Here is an 18,127-nt window from a genome sequence, read left to right on the forward strand (position 1 = left end):
GGGAAGGAGAGTAATAATGGAAAAGATCCGGTTGCTGGGGATCACCTTGTTGGTGATGACATCGCAGGCCATGACATCCCCCCGGGCCCTTGCCGCGGACGGGGAGCCAGAGCCCTTGTTGACAGTGGCGCCACAGCCGGTGACTGACTGGCTGACGCTGGATGGCACCGTCAGTGCCATCAATCAGGGGACGGTGGCGGCCCAGACCAGCGGCCGGGTCTCCCGCATGCTGGTGGATGTGAACGATCAGGTGCAGGCGGGGCAACCGCTGCTGGAGATCAGTGGCAAGGAGCAGTTTGCCGCCGTCACGGGGGCCGAGGCGCGGCTGGCGCGGGCGCAGGCCCAGCAAGTGGAAGCCGAGCGCCAGCTCGCCCGCTTTCAGGCGCTGATTGCCAAGGGGGTGATCACCCGCGCCCAGCTCGATAATGCCCTGGCGACTGATCGCGCCGCCCGCGCCGAGGTGAACGCTGCCGATGCGGCTCTCACTCAGGCTCGCGAGGCCTACGGTTATACCCGCATTCTGGCCCCTTACGCCGGAGTGGTGACCAAACGGCTGGTAGAGCTGGGGGAGACTGTCGCCCCCGGTACCCCGCTGCTCTCCGGCTTCTCTCTCGACACCTTGCGGGTGGAGGTGGAGTTGCCCCAATCCGCCCTGACGCTTGCTCGTGAGCCTGCGGATGTGCAGGTGCTGCTGCCGGATGGCAAGTCTGTTACCCCGGTCAAATTGACCCGCTTCAACTATGCCGACAGCCAGAGCCACACCTTCAGGTTGCGCCTCGACTTGCCGCCGCAAACCGCCGGGGTATTGCCCGGCATGTGGCTCAAGGTGCAGCTCAAACAGGGTGAACGTCAGGTGTTGCAGGTGCCGGATCGCGCCCTGCTGCGGCAAGGGGAGTTCAACGGCGTCTATCTGCAGCAACCCGCTGGCTGGGCCCTGACACCGGTGCGGGTCGGCCATTGCGTCGAGGGACAGTGCGAGATCCTGGCCGGGCTGCAAGCCGGTGACAAGCTGGCTCCCGATGCCTGGGCGCAGCAGCAGGAGGTGGCCCATGAGTAGCGAGCTGAACGGCAACAAGGAGAGGCTGGGGCCTGCCGGTCGGCTGGCTGCGCTGTTCCAAGGCTCGGCCATCACTCCGCTGCTGGCGCTGGTGGGGCTGTTGCTCGGTCTGTTTGCAGTGCTGGTGACCCCCAAGGAGGAGGAGCCGCAGATCGATGTCACCTTCGCCGATGTCTATATTCCCTTCCCGGGAGCCACTCCGGCTGAAGTGGCCTCTCTCGTCACCACCCCTGCCGAGCAGGTGGTCTCCCAGATAAAGGGGATCGATACCCTCTACTCTTTTTCCCAACCCGATGGCGCCCTGCTGGTGGTGGTGTTCAAGGTGGGTGTTAGCCGCGAGCAGGCCATCGTCGATCTCAACAACCAGCTAGACTCCAACCGCGATTGGCTGCCACAGGGGATCGGAGTCGGTCTGCCACTGGTAAAACCCCGGGGGATCGATGATGTCCCTATCGTCAGTTTGACCTTATGGAGCAAAGAGGGGAGCAAGCAACTGGGGGCTCCCGAGTTGACCCGGGTCGCCCATGAGCTGGAGACCGAACTCAAGCGCATTCCCGGTACCCGCGATATTTACACGCTGGGCAGCCAGAGCGCCGTGTTGCGGGTGATGCCGGATCCGGCGGCCCTCAGCGCCCACGGCATCAGCTGGGGTGAGCTGAGCCAGCGCCTTGCTGCCGCCAATCAGGTGGGCACCACACAGGCCATCGAGCAAGACAACAGTGAGATCAAGGTGCAGGTGGGGCAGTTCCTGCAAAACGAACAGGAGGCCCGCGAGCTGGTAGTGGGGCTGCACGACGGCAAGCCGGTCTATCTGGGGGAGGTGGCCAGGGTCTCTCTGGGTCAGGAGACCCCGACCAAACGCAGCTGGATGGGGATGGGACAGGCCAGTTATCCGGCGGTGACCCTGGCCATCGGCAAGCAGCCGGGCCAGAACGCGGTCGATGTGGCCAAGCAGGTGGAGGCGCGGGTCGAAAGTTTGCAGAACCGACTCATCCCTGCCGGGGTCGAGGTGACGGTGACCCGGGACTACGGCGTCACCGCCGAGACCAAATCCAACACCCTCATCGGCAAGCTGATTTTTGCCACCACAGCGGTGGTGCTGCTGGTGCTAGTGAGCATGGGTTGGCGCGAGGCGTTGGTAGTGGGGGTTGCCATCGTCATCACCCTGGCGCTGACCCTGTTTGCCAGCTGGGCCTGGGGCTTTACCCTCAACCGGGTGTCGCTGTTTGCGCTGATCTTCTCCATCGGCATTCTGGTGGATGACGCCATCGTGGTGGTGGAGAACATCCACCGCCATCGCGGTTTGGGCAAGGGGGCGCTCAAGGATCTGATACCGGGGGCGGTGGACGAGGTGGGGGGGCCGACCATACTGGCGACCCTGACCGTCATCGCGGCCCTGCTGCCGATGGCCTTTGTCAGCGGGCTGATGGGCCCTTACATGAGCCCCATTCCCATCAATGCCAGCATGGGGATGCTTATCTCCCTGCTGGTGGCCTTTATCTTCTCCCCCTGGCTGGCGAGCCATTTGCTCAAGGATTCGGTGCACGGTGCCCACGGCGAGGCCAAGGCGGGTCTTTTTCACCGGCTGATGACCCCTTTCCTGATTGGTGATGGCGCCAAGCGTGCCAGACGCAAACTCTGGCTGGTGGTGTTGCTGCTGGTCGGGGCCGCCACCGCCATGCCGGTGGTGCAGTGGGTGGTGCTCAAGATGCTCCCCTTTGACAACAAGTCGGAATTTCAGCTGGTGCTCGATATGCCGGAGGGGGCGACCCTGGAGCAGACCGAGCGCACCCTGCTGGCGGTCGGACGAGAGCTTGCCAAGGTGGAGGAGGTGAAGGATTACCAGATCTACGCCGGCACCGCCGCCCCCATCAATTTCAACGGGCTGGTGCGCCACTACTTTATCCGCAGCGGCGCTAACGTGGGGGATATTCAGGTCAATCTGGTGGACAAGCATGAGCGGGATCGCAGCAGTCACCAGATTGCCCAGTCGGTTCGGGAGCCGCTGCAGGCCATCGCCAGTGCGGCAGGGGGCAACCTGAAAGTCGTTGAGGTGCCGCCTGGCCCGCCGGTCTGGTCACCTATCGTTGCTGAAATCTATGGCCCAACTCAGGCCGCCCGCGAAGCGGCGGCTCGCGCCGTACAGGCTCGTTTTGTGGCCACGGCGGATCTGGTGGATGTGGATATCTATCTGACCGACCCGCAGCCCAAGTGGCGGCTGGTGGTGGATCGCAGCAAGGCGGCCCTGCTCGGGGTCGATCTCGGGGAGCTGGTGAACACCCTCAATGGCGGGGTGGGTTATCAGGATGCCAGCTGGCTGCAGGGGCAAGGCGCCAAGTATCCGGTGCCGATCCGCATCGAACTGGCTCCCGGTGACAAACGGGATCTGGCGGGTGTGCTGGCCCTCAAGGTGCGCAGCCAGAGCGGCCAGCTGGTGCGGGTCTCCGAGCTGGTGAGTCGCCGTGATGAGGTGGCCCCCAGCTATATCATGCACAAGAACATGCAGCCCATGGTGATGGTGGTGGCCGACATGGGTGGCAATACCGACAGCCCGCTCTACGGCATGTTTGCCGCCGGTGCCGATATCGACCTGCCCCAATATTACGTGCAGCAGCCCGACAAGCTGGGGGAGGTGGCGCTGTTGTGGGACGGTGAGTGGAAGATTACCTACGAGACCTTCCGCGATATGGGCATCGCCTACGGGGTGGGGATGATCCTCATCTATCTGCTGGTGGTGGCCCAGTTCCGCTCCTATCTGGTGCCACTCATCATCATGGCTCCCATTCCGCTCACCATCATAGGGGTGATGCCGGGCCACGCCCTGTTGGGGGCCCAGTTTACCGCCACCTCGATGATCGGGATGATCGCCCTGGCCGGGATCATCGTACGCAACAGCATCCTGCTGGTGGACTTTATCGAGCAGCAGCGCAGCGCCGGAGTGGCGTTCGAGCAGGCGGTGATCGAAGCGGCGCAGGTGCGGGCCAAACCCATCATGCTGACGGCGCTGGCGGCGATGATCGGAGCCCTGTTTATCCTCGATGATCCCATCTTCAACGGACTGGCCATCAGCCTGATTTTCGGGATCCTGGTCTCCACTTTGCTCACCCTGGTGGTGATACCCTTGCTCTATTATGCCCTGCTCTCCCGACGCACATGACGGGAGTCACTAGCGAAAGGATGCGCGATGAAGAGAGGTTGGTTGTGGTGGGGAAGTGGCGCTGTGGTAGCGGCTGCTGCTGTGGCATGGTGGTGGCAACCGCAGCCGACGCCGATCAGGCTGGCTGAGGTCGGGAGGGGGGATGTGCTGGTCACCGTGGTCAACACCCGGGCTGGCACCATCAAGTCGTGTCAGCGGGCCGGGCTCAGTCTGCCCGGTGGCGGCGTGGTGGAGCAGATCGCCGTCAAGGCCGGGGAGCGGGTAGCCCGGGGAGATCTGCTGCTGACCCTCTGGAGTGACGATATTCATGCCGATCTTGCCCGGGCCCGCGCCCAGCAGGCGCTCGGCAAGACCCAGCGCGAGGAGCGTTGCAGCGAGGCTGCCTACTACGAGCGGGAGGCCAACCGGCTGGCCACCTTGCTGGCCAAAAACCTCACCTCCCGCACCCTCGCCGAGCAGGCCCAGAATCTGGCCGATACCCGCCGCTATGTCTGCCGCGCATCCCGTCAGCAGGAGCGGGTAGACGAGGCGCAGGTCGCCCAGGTGGAGGCTCGCTTGAGCGAGCGCCGCCTGCTGGCGCCGTTTGCCGGTGTGGTGGCAGAGGTCAACAGCAAGTTGGGCGAATACATGACTCCCTCACCGCCCGGGGTCGCCATGCCTCCGGTGATCGATCTTATCGATGATAAGTGTCTGTATGTCTCTGCCCCCATCGATGAGGTGGATGCCGCCCGCCTCAAGGTGGGCCAGTCTGCCCGGATACTGCTCGATGCCATGCCCGGGCGCGATTTTGCCGCCACCGTCACCCGTATCGCCCCCTATGTGAAGGAGCTGGAGAAGCAGGCCCGCACCGTGGAGGTGGAGGCGGCGCTCACTGCCCTGCCCACCGATGTCCCCCTGCTTATTGGCTACAGCGCCGACCTTGAGGTCGAGGTGACCCGCGCCACCGATGTGCTGCGGGTAGCGGCCAGCAGCCGGGCCGACGATGGCAGTGTGCTGCGGCTGGAAGGGGATAAGCTGGTGCGGGTGGTACCCCGCTGGGGTGTGGAAAACTGGAACTGGATTGAGGTGGCCGAGGGGCTCGCCGCCGGTGATCGGCTGGCAGCCCAGCCCGGACAGATTGTCGGGGAGGGCCCTTTCAGCGCCGCCACGGAGCAGACGGATGAGTGATCTCATTCGCCTTGAGGCCGTCAGCCGTCGCTTCACTCTGGGGGGGAGCGAGGTGGCTGCCCTCGATCGTGTATCCCTGCGGGTTGCCGAGGGGGAGTATCTGGCGGTGATGGGCCCCTCGGGATCCGGCAAATCGACCCTGCTCAATGTGCTGGGGCTGCTGGATCGGCCCGATGAGGGGCGCTACTGGCTGGGAGGGGAGGATACCGCCACCCTGTCAGAGCCGGCGCTGGCCCAACTGCGCGGCCATCGCATCGGCTTCGTGTTCCAGTCGTTTCACCTTATCTCCCGCCTCACCGCCCGTGAAAACGTCGAGCTGCCGCTGATGTTGTGCGGGATTGCCCCCGCCGAGCGCCATCGTCGCAGCCAACGACTGCTGGGGGAGCTGGGGCTGGAGAACCGGGCCGGACACCGCCCTGCCGAGCTTTCCGGTGGTCAGCGTCAGCGGGTAGCCATCGCCCGTGCCATGGCGATGGCGCCGCGGCTGATCCTGGCCGACGAGCCCACTGGCAATCTCGACTCCCGCTCCGGGGAGGAGGTGATTACCCTGCTGGAGGGGCTCAACCGGGAGCAGGGGATCACGCTGGTGGTGGTGACCCATGATCCGCGCCTCGGTGAGCGGGCGGGCAGGCGGATCCTGATGAACGATGGCCGCATCAACATTGATAGCGGCGGTGGCTGAATGCGGCGCCCCGATGTGATCCGCTTTGCCGCCGTGGCGTTATTGCGTCAGCGTTCACGGGCGCTGGTCTTGATCCTGGCGGTGAGTCTGAGCGTCACCTCGGTGCTGCTGCTCACCGCGCTGGGGGAGGGGGCGAGGCGCTATGTGGCCGACCAGTTCAGCTCCCTTGGCAAGGATCTGCTGGTGATGTTCCCGGGCCGCAAGGAGACCACCGGCGGGCTGCCGCCGGTCACCGGAAACAGTCTGCGGCAGATCACCCTCGATGACATGCACTACCTTGGCCAGCACCAGCCAAACGTGCGGCTGGTGCCGCTGGTGATGGGCTTTGCCGAGGCCAAACAGGGGGCGCGGCTGCGCCAGACCATGCTGCTTGGCAGCAGCAACGGGCTGCGCGATACCCACGGGCTGGAGCTGCTCTCCGGCCGCTGGCTGCCGGGGGATGCCGCAGAGGATCGACCGGCCGTCCTGCTCGGGGCCAAGGTGGCCCGTGAGCTGTTCGGTCAGGCCGATCCGGTCGGCCAGTGGCTGCGTTTTGACAATCGCCGCTTTCGGGTGGTGGGGGTCTTCACCAGCCAGAGCAGCAATCTGGGGATGGATATGGCCGAGGCCGCGCTGATCCCGGTCGGTAGCGCCATGCGGCTGTTCAACACCGAGGGGCTGTTTCGGCTGCTGATCCAGCCGCTGGCGGGGCAAGCAGTGCCCCCGCTGGTCAAGCGACTGGAGCAGCTGATGCAGGGGCGTCACGGGGTGCTCGATGTGACCGTGGTGCGTCGCGACGCCATGCTGGCCACCTTCTCCACCATTCTCTCGACCCTCACCCTGGCGGTTGCCGGCATCGGTGCCATCAGCCTGCTGGTCTCCGGCATCATGATGATGAATCTGGCGCTGATCAGCACCCGCCAGCGCACCGGCGAGATCGGCCTGCTCAAGGCGCTGGGGGCCGACAGTCGCCAGATCCGCCAGCTGTTTTTGTGGGAGGCGCTGCTGCTAAGCGGCAGTGGCGCGCTGTTTGGAACGGTCTTGGGCTATGCCCTTGTTTCCCTCGCCGGAGTGATTTGGCCCGGATTTCCGGCGGCGGTCCCTCAGCTCGCTACTTTCTGCACCATACCGGCGGCCCTGCTGACCGGGCTGTTTTTTAGTTGGTTGCCCGCCTCCCGGGCGGCACGGCAAGATCCGGTCAGCAGCCTGCGCAGCGGGCAGTGGAGCGGTGGCTGATGCGCGCCGCTGATCTGCTGTTCTGGCTCTGGCGCGCCTTGCTGGCGGGGCGCAGTCGCAGCCTGCTGTCGGCGCTGGGGATCGCCATCGGGATCGCCTCGGTGACCCTGCTCACCGGCATCGGCGAGGGGCTCAGGCTCTATCTGCTCGACAGCTTCTCCCAATTTGGCACCCGACTGATCGCCGTGACCCCGGGCAAGACCGAAACCGCCGGCGGCCCGCCCGGCATCCTCTCCAGCAGTCGTCCCCTGCTGCTGGAGGACGCCGATGCCCTCGCCAGATTGGCAGGGGTAGAGGCGGCGCTCCCTGTGGTACAGGGGCAGGGGGAGGTGCGCAGCCGCGGGCTCACCCGCAGCACCGCCATTCTGGGCACCGGCCCGGCGGCACTCTCCGGCTGGCGACTCACCCTGGTGCAGGGGCGTTTTCTGCCCGCGGACGACAGTGCCATGCCCCGCGCCTATGCGGTGCTGGGGGCCAAGGTGGCGGCTGAGCTGTTTCCCGGTGGCGATGCGCCGGGCAGTCTGCTGCGGGCCGGTGATCGCCGTTTTCGGGTGGCCGGCGTGCTGGCGCCCAAGGGGCAATTTCTCGGCTTTGATCTGGACGACATGATCTATCTGCCCGCCGCTCACGCCCAGGCGCTGTTCAACAAGGAGGGGCTGCAGGAGATCGACGTCATCTATCGCGCCGGACAGACGGAAGCCGATATCACCGCCCAGATCCGGCGGGTGCTGATCGCCCGCCACGGCGCCGAGGACTTCACCCTCACCTCCCAGCAGGACATGCTGACCAACCTCGACAAGATCCTCTCCATCATCAAGCTGGCGGTTGGCGGGCTCGGTATTATCTCGCTGCTGATCGGGGCGGTCGGCATCTTCAGCATCATGAGCATCGCCCAGCAGGAGCGGATCCCTGAAGTGGGCTTGCTGATGGCGCTGGGCTGCCCGCGGCGGCGCATTCTATTGCTGTTCCTGCTCGAAGCCGTGGTGCTGGCGCTGCTGGGCGGAGCCATGGGGCTGGCCCTGCTCGGCGGGCTCAAGCTGCTGCTCACCCTGCTGGCGGCCGGCTTGCCGCTCACCCTCCATCCTCTCTATCTGCTGCTGGCGCTCGGTTGCAGCGCCCTGGTTGGCCTGCTGGCCGGGGTCGCTCCTGCGCTGCGGGCAGTGCGTCTCGACCCAGTGGTTGCCCTGCGCGGTGACTAGGTCGCCCCTTTCGCAAGAGGCGCATTACGCTCGGGTCTTAGCAGAGGGGGACTAGGCGACCACCTCCGCAACCGACAGGCTGCGCTCAGATCTGAACAGGGGGAAGTAGCGGCGATCCGCCTGACTCATGTGGCCGACTACCAGCTCCTGAATGATGAAGTTGAGCAGCTCGTCGTTGCCCAATGTCCCCGCTTTGGCGGCGTGCAGCAGTTGGCTCGCTTTGTTGAGCAGGCGCTGGTGATCCTGACGGTGGCTGACGAGCTCCCGATAGTCGATCTCCGCCAGCATCTGCTCTTCAAAGGCGAAGTGATGGCGGGCCATGTCGAACAGGCTCTCCAGACTCTCCAGAAACGGGGCCGGATCCTCGTGCTGATCTTTCATCCGCTCCAGCAGCCGGTTGGTCAATACGAAGAGCTGGCGATGCTCGGCATCGATGCGCGGGTGACCGCACTCGTGGCCTGGTTGCCACAGCAGTGCGCCCTGCTCGGGATCAAGGCCCTCGGTAAAGAGGCAGACCCGGCCGCGGCCGCGATTCTTCGCCTGATACATGGCCTGATCGGCGTGGTGCATCAGGGTTTTGGCATCCTCCCCGTGCTCGGGATAGAGCGCCAGCCCGATACTGCTGGAGATGAGCAGCTCCTGCCCCTCCAGCTGGAACGGATGGCGCAGATGCTGGTGCAGCTTGTCGGCCACCGCCAGCACTTCGTCGCCACTCTCCGGCAGCAAGATAACGAACTCATCGCCCCCCAGCCGTGCCACCAGATCCTGTTTGCGCACGCAGTGGCTCATCCGCTCGGCCACCATATTGAGCAGAATATCCCCGGTCTCATGGCCGAAGGTGTCGTTGATCGGCTTGAAGTGATCGAGGTCGATAAACATCAATGCCAGCGGACGGGGCGTCTCCTGCTCCATCAGCTCCTTGAGCCGTTGCTGCAGCAAGCGGCGATTGGGCAGCCCGGTGAGGGGGTCGTAGAAGGCGAGGCGGCGCATCATCTCCTCTCGCGCTGCCCGCTCGGTGATATCCCGGGTGACCCCAAGTATCGCCTCCGGCTGGGCATTGTGGTTGCCATGGAGGGTGGTGATGGTCTCGGTCGCCACCAGATGGCCATCCTTGTGGCGCAGCTGGGTGCGAATGACCCGGCGAGTCTGGTCATGTTCCCCCCGCTGCCAGGCCTCCAGGGTGGCGGAGATCTCCTCGCGCAGCAGTTGCCTTGAGGCATCGGGCAGCAGCTGTTTGAGGGGCAGGGCAAAAAGCTCGGGGGCCTCGTAGCCGCTCAGAGGGGCGATGGCCGGGCTGACATAGCGAAAGCGCAAGCTGGCGGCATCCATGGTCCAGATCACATCGGCGCTGTTCTCCGCCACGAAGCGATAGTGTTGCTCGCTCTGGGCCAGTTCACGGGTCAGCCGCTGGCGATCCCGCGCCTCCTGGCGCAGGCGCAGATAGAGGTGCAAGAAGATGCCGAGCAGGGTCATCAGGGTAAAGGTGATGAGCATGGCCACCGCCACGCTCTTGTCGAGCAGTTGCCGTTGCTGGCGTAGCCGCTCCTGCGCAGGGTCGTAGATAAAGCGGTCGAGGTTGGGCAATACCGTGAGCATGCCCGCCTCCAGATAGGTTTTGGCGATCTGCAGCCAGCGCTCCTGCTGCATGTAGCCAGGTTCGATCAGATCCGGTTGCATCAGCTCTCTGGTTTCGCGCGCCTCGAACTCCAACTGTTCACGGCCAGCCCCGGTCGGGTACTGCTCCATGATGAGGTTGATCATCTCTTCGGGGTGGTCCATCGCATAGCGCCACCCCTTGAGGCTGGCCTGCTGGAAGGCGTAGACCCGATCCTGTCGGGTGATCAGCTCCCGCTCGGAGGTAAACAGGTTGTCGCCGTAGAAGTCGAAGTCGATGGTGCGCGGACTGAAGACCCGATAGGGGATGCCTCTTTGCTGCAGATAGAAGGGCTCGGTAGTGCTGTAGGCGCTGATGGCATCCACCTTGCCCGCCAGCAGTGCCTGTATCCCCTGCTTGTATGGGAGGGTGACCCAGTCGCGGCTGCGGGTCTGGTGAGAAAGGTAGTTCAGCAGCTCGTTGGAGCCAGGCTCCAGCATCAGTCGCTTGTTGGCCAGATCAGCCGGGTTGCGAATATCTGGCCGATCCAGCGTGAGCAGAACCAGCGGCGAGTGCTGCAGCAGGGCGGCGAGCACCACCACCGGACGACCGGCAGCCCGATCCAGCAGCAGATCACTGCCGCTGATGCCAAACTGGGCCTTTCCCGAGATCACCTCGCTGACCACATCGGTGCGGGAGTCCGCTTCGCGCAGGGTGACATGCAGACCGGCCTCCCGATAAAACCCTTTGGCGATGGCCGCGTAGTAACCGGCAAACTGGAACTGGTGTTGCCACGGCAACTGGACGATGACCTGCTCGCCGGCTCGCACCGGGGGAGAGGTCAGGGTCGCGATGACCATACTGACCAGCATTGGCAGAAACCAGCTGAGGGGCTGGCGGGGGGCTGCGTTCTCCGTCATACAACGTTTCTCTCGGGAGCGGTGTCTAGGCTAGATTCAAGCAATTTTGTGTCACCTGCAAGGGGAGAAAAGGCGTTTGCAATGGGGGATAGGGGGGTTGGAAAGTCATTTTTGTGTCATTCATCACACGGAATGGATACATGCCGTTTTTTTGCAAGTTATGTGACCAATAAGAGAGTCATATGGCCTATCGAAGTGGTCGCATTCTAGCCACTTTTTCCCGTTTTTATCGTTGTCATTGTGGCTTGACTGCATTTTTTCCGTGGTTGCACGTCAAGCTGTGTCGTTATATCAATAGATACTTTTATGGGGCGGTCAGGTGTGACGCAAATGTATCGCGGCTGCTGCGCACCGGTTAATGTGCGATGGCTCAGTGATGGTACCCCGTCAGTGTTATCATGCTGCCCCCAGTTCCGGATAAGGTCTTTTTATGTCCCGCTTGCGTCTGCTTGTCTCCGACTCTCACGATCCCCTGTTCAATCTGGCCGTTGAGGAGTGCATCTTCCGCCAGATGGACCCCGGCCAGCGGGTGCTGTTCCTCTGGCGCAATGCCAATACCGTGGTGATTGGCCGTGCCCAGAATCCGTGGAAGGAGTGCAATACCCGCCGCATGGAAGAGGATGGGGTTACCCTGGCGCGTCGCAGCAGCGGTGGTGGCGCCGTGTTTCACGACCTTGGCAACAGCTGCTTCACCTTCATGGCGGGCAAGCCGGAGTATGACAAGAGCGTCTCCACCGCCATCGTGCTGGACGGGCTCAAGCGATTGGGGATCGAGGCGTTTGCCTCCGGTCGCAACGATCTGCTGGTGGCCACCCCGGACGGGGAGCGTAAGGTATCGGGGTCGGCCTATCGGGAGACTCTGGATCGCGGTTTTCACCACGGCACCCTGCTGCTGGATGCCGATCTCGGTCGGCTCGCCAACTACCTCAACCCCGACCCCAAGAAGCTGGCGGCCAAGGGGATCACCTCGGTGCGCAGCCGGGTGGCCAATCTGTGCGAACTGTTGCCGGGGATCGACCATCAACAGATGAGCGAGGCGCTGCAGGAGGCCTTCTTCCACCATTACGGTGCTCGAGTTGAGCCCGAGCATATCTCTCCCGAGCAGATGCCGGATCTGCCGGGCTTTGCCGAGACCTTCGCCCGTCAGCGCAGCTGGGAGTGGAACTACGGTCATGCCCCGGCGTTCAGCCATCTGCTGGAGGAGCGGTTCAGCTGGGGCGAGGTGGAGCTGCACTTTGATGTGGAGAAGGGGGTCATCACCCGGGCACAGCTCTTTAGCGATACTCTGGAGCCGGCCCCGTTTGATCTGTTGGCGGCCGAACTGGCAGGTTGCGGCTATCGACCGGAGGCGGTTTCCGCGCGCCTGCAGCCCTGGCTGGCGGCCTTCCCGCAGCAGCAGAGCGAGCTGGTGGAGTTTGCCCGGTGGCTGTTGACCTCCCTGCGTTGAGGGGGGGCACTGCACTGATGGCGGTCCGTTAGTGAGGGCGCTGTCAGCCAGGATGGGAGCAAGATCACGAAATATAAAGAGGCGCCTCAAAGGCGCCTTTTTGCCAGCCCTTGTGATGGCTGATACATGACAAAAAGTAGGGTAGGCCATTAGATATTGTCACTGTCGGCCCCGCAGGTACAGGGGTATAACGGCCGCACATTTGCTGTACTAATGGTATAAAAATGAGTGACTTAGTTTATCTGCAAGACGAAAGCGTCAATGCCGTCCACCCCGATTTTTCCGCCCGTTTCGCCACCGTCAAAGCCAACTTTTTCTCGCGTAATCCCGATCTCTGGCCCGTTTTTCGCGAACCCGGATTTGCCACTCTCAACGAATTTCGGGCCCGTGGTCTGGCGCCGGATGCCCGTTTGAATGCCTGGCCTGATGGCCGTGCCCGCCTGGCCGATCTCTGCGAGACCATGCCGGTGCCCGCCACCATGCGCACCCCGGGAGAGCCCATGGCCGAGCTGCTGTTTGCCGCCGCCCTGTCGAAGGATTGGGAGAACCCCTCCAGCGTCGAGAACGTCATCACCATGTCGGCGGATCCCGCCATCTACGGCGCCCAGCTGGGCATTCTTGCCAACCCCAATCTGGTCTACTCCGAATACGCCGGGGTGGCCGAGGAGCTGGAGAAGAAGGTGGTGCGCCAGATTGCGCTGCTGGCAGGCTATGACCCCGAGCGGGCCACCGGCATCTTCACCCAGGGGGGGACCTTTTGTAACCTCTATGGCTACCTGCTCGGCATTCGCAAAAGCCTGCCCGAGGCCAAGCACAAGGGGCTCGGCCACTATCAGGATTACCGCATCATCAACTCCCAGGGCGGTCACTACTCCAACATCACCAACCTCTCCCTGCTCGGGGTCGATATCGAGAACAAGACTATCCGCATTCAGGTCGGCGAGAACAACGACATCGATCTCGACCACCTCGAACGCACCCTGACCGCCAGTTTTGCCCTGAAACACGTGGTGCCCACCATCATGCTCACCATGGGCACCACTGATACCTTCGGGGTGGATCAGGTGAAACCCGTGTTCGAGCTGCGCAATCGCCTCTGCGAGCAGTTCGAGGTGACGGTCAAGCCCCATATCCACGTCGATGCGGCCATCGGCTGGTCGATGATCTTCTTCCTGGGTTACGACTTTGCCGCCAACCCGCTCGCCATCAACAGCGCCACTCTGGCGGGGATCGAGCGCAACGTGGCGCGCTTTGCCGAGCTGAAATATGCCGACTCCTTCACCGTCGACTTCCAGAAGTGGGGCTATGTGCCCTACACCTCCAGTCTGGTGATGATCAAGGAGCAGGACGATCTCAAGGCGATGGAGAATGACCCGGAGAACTTCTCCTACTTCGAGCGGGACATTCAGGGCCAGACCCACCTGCAATCCACCATCGAATGTTCCCGCGGCGCGAGCGGCCTGTTCGGTGCCTATGCGGCGCTCAACTACATGGGGGTGGAGGGGTATCGCACCGTGCTGGCCCACTGCCTGCAAAATGCCAACTACTTCCGCTTCCGGTTAAGTCAGCTGGGCAACGTCAAGCTGGTGGCGCAGGAGAATCAGGGGCCGAGCGTCGGCTTCAAGATCTACAACCCCGTGTGGGTGAGCGATCCGGAAGCCGAATTTGCCTTCGAGCTGGCCCGCTCCAGCGACCTTGCCTACAAGGCGCGACTGCAGCGCAACACTGACTACCACCGCAGCCTGTTCAAGGGGCGCGGCAAGGTGGGGCTCTACACCAACTGGGTGGAGGCGGTGGCCCACTCCGACTATGACGCCCGCGGCAAATACTCCTACATCGCCGGGGAGAAGGCGGTCTTTATGAATCCTGCCTGCACTCGCGAGCAGATCGACGCCTTTATCGACCATATTCGTGGTTGATGGCGGTTGCCCTGACTGCCGAGCGCGGTCAATGGTGGCAAGAGGTGGTTGGGGTGTATCACGCCAACAGATAGACAAAGGGCAAGCCGGTTGGCTTGCCCTTCTGTTTTCACGACTGAATGCGAAAGCGGTGGAAAAGGCCGGGCTCAGAGGGCCAGCAGTTGCTCGTTCTCGACAATCTCGCACCCGACGGGCAGTTTCGAGAGGGCGATCATGGCGCGGGCCACCTGACGGGCCTCGATGGCGCGCCAGCGGGCGAGCTTGCCCACCAGCAGTGGCCGAAACAGCGGATAGATGGCCTGAAAGATCTGCTCCGAGCGGCGCGGCGGTTGTCTATCCCCCAGCAACATGGCGGGGCGCACGATGGCGAGCCGCGGCCAGGATTGGGCCAGCAAGGCCTGCTCCATCTCCCCCTTGGTTCGCGGATAGAGAGCCGGGGACGATGCACTGGCCCCCATGCTTGAGACCACGATGAGCCGTTGACAACCGTGGCGGCGGGCCAGTTCGGCAAAGGCGACCACATAGTCGAGATCGACCCGGCGAAATGCCTCGGCAGAGCCCGCTTCCTTGCGGGTGGTGCCGAGGGCGCAGAAGGCGATATCCACCGGTCGGGGCAGGGTGACGCTAGCCAGATCATCAAAATCGACCGGCAGCCAGTGGTGCGCCTCCTTGCCCGGCTTGCGGCAGAGCAGGGTCAGCCCGTGTTCGGCGGGCAACTGTTTGATCAGCTCGCGGCCAATCAGGCCGCTGGCTCCGGCAATCAGGATCCGGCTCATGGGGATTCTCCCTGTGTCATTCGATGGTGTTGATGCCATGGTGGCTGCTCATCAGCATCAGGCAATTTGCGGGCAGCTGCAATGGTAGGAGATGATACGACATCCCCCGACAGGATCACGGGCAAGATAGATAGTGCGGAGGCTGGATAAAACAAAACCGGCGCGAGGCCGGTTTTGCGGGATATCAGAGCGGGGTATTGAAAGCTGCTGGCAGCGGGAAGTCACCCGTCACTGTGGTCAGCCTGTCATTGGCGAAGGTGACGGTGAGCTCTTTGCGCTCCTTGTCGCCGTGGCCCGGCTGGAATTCATAGAGGTAGTACCAGGTGTTGGGGTCAAAGCCGTCACGCAGCATGGGGGTCCCCAGTACATAGCTGACCTGCTCGCGGGTCATCCCCTGGCGCAGTTTGTCGACCTGTTTTTGTTCCACATAGTTGCCCTGGGGAATATCGATACGATAGACCAGGCTGCAACCGGAGAGGGTGAGGGCGGTCAAAGCCGCGGCAATCAGGTGTTTCATCCGCATATCGAGTTCAGATCATCCATACAGTCTTTTTGGCTCGGCAAATCATACCGACTCCCTCCACGGAAGTAAAAAGCCATTGATCCATCAGCCAATAAAAAGGGTCGCACTGCGACCCTTTCTGGCAATCCGCTGCTGTCACATCGCTGCGCGGAAGATGGCGACGATCTCTTCGTGGCTCGCCTGTTTCGGGTTGGTGAAGCCGCAAGCATCTTTCAGGGCGTTGCTGGCCAGGGTATCGAAGTCATCGGCTTTGACGCCGAGCTGCTCCAGACCGGCCGGGATCTTCACATCCAGCGCCAGCTGCTTGATGGCGGCAATGGCAGCGGCAGCGCCCTGCTCGTCGTTCATGGTGCTCACGTCAACACCCATGTAGCGGGCCACATCCTTCAGACGAGCCGCGCTCACCTGGGCGTTGAACGCCTGAACGTGGGGCAGCAGCACGGCGTTGCAGACACCGTGGGGCAGGTCATAGAAACCGCCCAGTTGGTGGGCCATGGCGTGCACATAGCCCAGGCTTGCGTTGTTGAAGGCCATGCCGGCCAGGAACTGGGCATAGGCCATCTGCTCGCGGGCATGCAGGTCATCACCATGGTGAACGGCGGTGCGCAGGTGCTTGGCAATCAGCTCGATGGCCATCACGGCGCTGGCATCGGTCACCGGGGTGGCGATGGTGGAGACATAGGCTTCGATGGCGTGGGTCAGGGCATCCATGCCGGTGGCGGCGGTGAGACCGGCTGGCTTGGCCAGCATCAGCTCGGGATCGTTGACCGACATCAGCGGGGTAACGTGCTTGTCGATGATGGCCATTTTCACGTGGCGCGCTTCGTCGGTGATGATGCAGAAGCGGGTCATCTCGGAGGCGGTACCGGCGGTGGTGTTGATGGCGATAAGCGGCAGTTGCGGTTTGGCGGAGCGATCCACCCCTTCGTAATCCTTGATGCTGCCACCGTTGGCGGCGACCAGCGCGATGCCCTTGGCGCAGTCGTGGGGCGAGCCGCCACCCAGCGAGATAACGCAATCGCAGCCGTTGGCCTTGATCATGGCCAGACCCGCTTCGACGTTGCTGGTGGTGGGGTTGGGTTTGGTCTCATCGAAAAGAGCGCTTTCAATGCCATGTTCAGCCAGCAGGGTGGTGAGCTTGGCAACCACACCGATCTGGTTGAGGATTTTGTCGGTGACGATCAACGCCTTGCGATAGCCGTAACCCTTGATATCGGCGGCGGCCTCTTGCAGACAGCCGGCACCCATCAGGTTGATAGCGGGAATATAGAATTTGAATGTAGCCATGATGGACTTCCTATAGTTAGCCATTAAGTGGTAGTTGAGAGCTAGGCTACCATCTAGAAAGGGATACAAAAGCATCTTGTTTACAACTTTACGGGGTCGATCACGAGTCGTTAATTAAGCGCTGAACCAGGCTTGACTTTCCCGCATCTGACTTGATTGGTAGAAAAACGTTTGTCAATTATTTCATTGAGTTAGCAAACGTTTTGCGCAATGTTTGTCACTGTCAATGCGTGGAAGTGTGAGGCGCTTCAAGGAATTGGAAAGCGCTTTCGACCATAGTTGGCGCCTCCCCGAAGAGGGGGGTAAAGGCTTGAAAGTATCATAAAGAATCATCTTAACTTGTGCCCTGACCATGCTGGCAGGGGGCAACCAGGAGTCCAATATGTCTGATGTATTTCACTTGGGTTTGAAGAAAGCGGATCTGCAAGGCGCCACCCTGGCGATCGTCCCCGGTGACCCCGAGCGCGTGAAGCGTATCGCAGAGCTGTTGGATAACCCGGTGCACCTGGCCAGCCATCGTGAATTCACTACCTGGCGCGGCGAGATGGACGGCAAGGCCGTGATTATCTGCTCTACCGGTATTGGTGGCCCGTCCACCTCCATCGCGGTAGAAGAGCTGGCCCAGCTGGGTATCCGCACCTTCCTGCGTATCGGTACCACCGGCGCCATCCAGCCGCACCTGAACGTGGGTGACGTGATCGTGACTACCGGTTCCGTGCGCCTCGACGGTGCCAGCTTGCACTTTGCACCGATGGAGTTCCCGGCTGTTGCCGACTTCGACTGCACCACCGCGCTGGTGAACACCGCCAAAGAGATGGGCTCCAAGCTGCACATCGGTGTGACTGCCTCCTCTGACACCTTCTACCCGGGTCAGGAGCGTTACGACACAGTTTCCGGCCGCGTAGTGAGCCGTTTCCAGGGGTCCATGAAAGAGTGGCAAGCCATGGGCGTGCTGAACTACGAGATGGAATCAGCCACCCTGCTGACCATGTGCTCCAGCCAGGGCCTGCGTGCCGGTATGGTGGCTGGTGTTATCGTCAACCGTACCCAGCAAGAGATCCCGAACGCCGAGACCATGGCGAAGACCGAATCTGATGCCATCAAGATCGTACTAGGCGCTGCCCGCAAGCTGATCTGATAGCACCACAAAGAGTGGGGGGTGGGGGCCGTTGCGAAAGCGCGGC

Annotated in this window: 13 protein-coding genes; 9 read left to right on the top strand and 4 right to left on the bottom strand. The window is 62.6% G+C overall.

What is annotated here, in order from left to right:
* The first annotated feature begins 16 nt into the window (after positions 1–16).
* The 6 genes from ACTG2S_RS08455 to ACTG2S_RS08480 are packed head-to-tail and all read left to right on the top strand — an operon-like array spanning position 17 to position 8,477.
* Positions 17–1,057, top strand: a complete 1,041-nt coding sequence (locus tag ACTG2S_RS08455) for an efflux RND transporter periplasmic adaptor subunit (RefSeq protein WP_201936884.1) — start codon at positions 17–19, stop codon at positions 1,055–1,057.
* Positions 1,050–4,214, top strand: coding sequence for an efflux RND transporter permease subunit (locus tag ACTG2S_RS08460; protein ID WP_274161005.1), 3,165 nt, complete (start codon positions 1,050–1,052; stop codon positions 4,212–4,214). The genes ACTG2S_RS08455 and ACTG2S_RS08460 overlap by 8 nt, the downstream gene beginning before the upstream one ends.
* A 27-nt stretch (positions 4,215–4,241) precedes the next feature.
* The gene (locus ACTG2S_RS08465) at positions 4,242–5,381 is read left to right on the top strand and encodes an efflux RND transporter periplasmic adaptor subunit (RefSeq protein WP_274161004.1); all 1,140 of its coding nucleotides are present in this window, start codon (positions 4,242–4,244) and stop codon (positions 5,379–5,381) included.
* Complete coding sequence (locus ACTG2S_RS08470) at positions 5,374–6,063, top strand: ABC transporter ATP-binding protein (protein WP_274161003.1); 690 nt, start codon at positions 5,374–5,376, stop codon at positions 6,061–6,063. Before ACTG2S_RS08465 ends, ACTG2S_RS08470 begins: the two co-directional genes overlap by 8 nt.
* Positions 6,064–7,278 (top strand): ABC transporter permease, encoded by a 1,215-nt coding sequence (locus ACTG2S_RS08475; RefSeq protein ID WP_274161002.1) that lies wholly within the window; start codon positions 6,064–6,066, stop codon positions 7,276–7,278.
* Positions 7,278–8,477, top strand: a complete 1,200-nt coding sequence (locus ACTG2S_RS08480; protein ID WP_439982329.1) for an ABC transporter permease — start codon at positions 7,278–7,280, stop codon at positions 8,475–8,477. Before ACTG2S_RS08475 ends, ACTG2S_RS08480 begins: the two co-directional genes overlap by 1 nt.
* Before the next feature lie 51 nt (positions 8,478–8,528).
* Here ACTG2S_RS08480 and ACTG2S_RS08485 read toward each other — a convergent pair whose 3' ends face one another.
* A complete protein-coding gene (locus ACTG2S_RS08485) occupies positions 8,529–10,991 on the bottom strand; it encodes a diguanylate cyclase domain-containing protein (RefSeq protein ID WP_439982330.1) in 2,463 nt (820 codons plus the stop codon).
* Between the two features lie 430 nt (positions 10,992–11,421).
* Between ACTG2S_RS08485 and ACTG2S_RS08490 the strand changes: the two genes are divergently transcribed.
* Together ACTG2S_RS08490 and ACTG2S_RS08495 are read left to right on the top strand one after the other, a co-directional pair.
* A complete protein-coding gene (locus ACTG2S_RS08490; protein WP_421342834.1) occupies positions 11,422–12,438 on the top strand; it encodes a lipoate--protein ligase A in 1,017 nt (338 codons plus the stop codon).
* A 224-nt stretch (positions 12,439–12,662) separates the two neighbouring features.
* Complete coding sequence (locus ACTG2S_RS08495) at positions 12,663–14,357, top strand: pyridoxal phosphate-dependent decarboxylase family protein (protein WP_439982332.1); 1,695 nt, start codon at positions 12,663–12,665, stop codon at positions 14,355–14,357.
* Between the two features lie 146 nt (positions 14,358–14,503).
* Here ACTG2S_RS08495 and ACTG2S_RS08500 read toward each other — a convergent pair whose 3' ends face one another.
* From ACTG2S_RS08500 to yiaY, 3 genes are all read right to left on the bottom strand, one after another.
* On the bottom strand, positions 14,504–15,133 hold the full coding sequence (locus tag ACTG2S_RS08500; RefSeq protein ID WP_439982333.1) for an NAD(P)H-binding protein: 630 nt from the start codon (positions 15,131–15,133) through the stop codon (positions 14,504–14,506).
* A 184-nt stretch (positions 15,134–15,317) separates the two neighbouring features.
* On the bottom strand, positions 15,318–15,656 hold the full coding sequence (bamE, locus tag ACTG2S_RS08505; RefSeq protein WP_005337980.1) for an outer membrane protein assembly factor BamE: 339 nt from the start codon (positions 15,654–15,656) through the stop codon (positions 15,318–15,320).
* 135 nt (positions 15,657–15,791) lie between these two features.
* Positions 15,792–16,943 (bottom strand): L-threonine dehydrogenase, encoded by a 1,152-nt coding sequence (gene yiaY / locus ACTG2S_RS08510; protein WP_323914010.1) that lies wholly within the window; start codon positions 16,941–16,943, stop codon positions 15,792–15,794.
* Between the two features lie 382 nt (positions 16,944–17,325).
* Here yiaY and udp point away from each other — a divergent pair, with 382 nt between their 5' ends.
* Complete coding sequence (gene udp / locus ACTG2S_RS08515) at positions 17,326–18,081, top strand: uridine phosphorylase (RefSeq protein WP_005337975.1); 756 nt, start codon at positions 17,326–17,328, stop codon at positions 18,079–18,081.
* Positions 18,082–18,127 lie beyond the last annotated feature (46 nt).

The sequence above is a fragment of the Aeromonas sp. 82P genome (assembly GCF_051919365.1).
In the GTDB taxonomy this organism is placed as follows: domain Bacteria; phylum Pseudomonadota; class Gammaproteobacteria; order Enterobacterales; family Aeromonadaceae; genus Aeromonas; species Aeromonas veronii.